General features: G+C 45.7%; 3 tRNA genes. All 3 read right to left on the bottom strand.

The annotated features are described in order from the left end of the window. Nucleotides 1-153: 153 nt before the first annotated feature. The 3 genes from AC1DOS_RS20440 to AC1DOS_RS20430 all read right to left on the bottom strand — a co-directional run bounded on the left by AC1DOS_RS20440 (nucleotide 154) and on the right by AC1DOS_RS20430 (nucleotide 684). A tRNA-Met gene (locus AC1DOS_RS20440) sits at nucleotides 154-230 on the bottom strand. Between the two features lie 149 nt (nucleotides 231-379). Further along, nucleotides 380-455, bottom strand: a tRNA-Val gene (locus AC1DOS_RS20435). 154 nt (nucleotides 456-609) lie between these two features. Beyond that, a tRNA-Glu gene (locus tag AC1DOS_RS20430) sits at nucleotides 610-684 on the bottom strand. Between the last annotated feature and the right edge of the window lie 11 nt (nucleotides 685-695).

Raw genomic sequence — 695 nt, 5'->3', positions numbered from 1 at the left:
GTTGTAAACACCATTGCTTCTACGCTTATAGCTTAGTGGATGTCTTCCACGCTTCGCTTGCGTCGGCGTTACTTCGTTGTCTTCGTACGACTCGTTGTTGCTACACCCTCGCGATTTCTTTAGCGTGAGTATTGTTATTTGATCTAGATTAATTGGTTGCGGGGGCAGGATTTGAACCTGCGACCTTTGGGTTATGAGCCCAACGAGCTACCGTGCTGCTCCACCCCGCGATAATATTATTTGTATAAACACTATGTTACAACGTTTATGTCATTGTGGACATCTGCATCGGCTTCGCCTGCTTSGATGTTAATCGCCATCTTCGTTTGGCGATTTGCTCCACCCTGCGATTTCTTTAGAGTGTTAATAGTGTGAAAAATGGTGGAGGATGACGGGCTCGAACCGCCGACCCTCTGCTTGTAAGGCAGATGCTCTCCCAGCTGAGCTAATCCTCCGTTAAAAAGAATGAAAAGCGGTGTATTTCGTTGTCAACTCACTCATTCCTTCAGTCACGTACTTGAATACGCTCCTTCATTCATTCGATCGTTTCCTAGAACTACTTGCTTTTGATTCTTTTTACATACTGGTTAAAGTTACGTAAAAAGAAATTGGTGACCCCTACGGGATTCGAACCCGTGTTACCGCCGTGAAAGGGCGGTGTCTTAACCGCTTGACCAAGGGGCCATATATTATAG

The organism is Paenisporosarcina sp. P5_A11, assembly GCF_056400705.1.
This window is presented reverse-complemented; position numbering and strand designations above follow the sequence as displayed.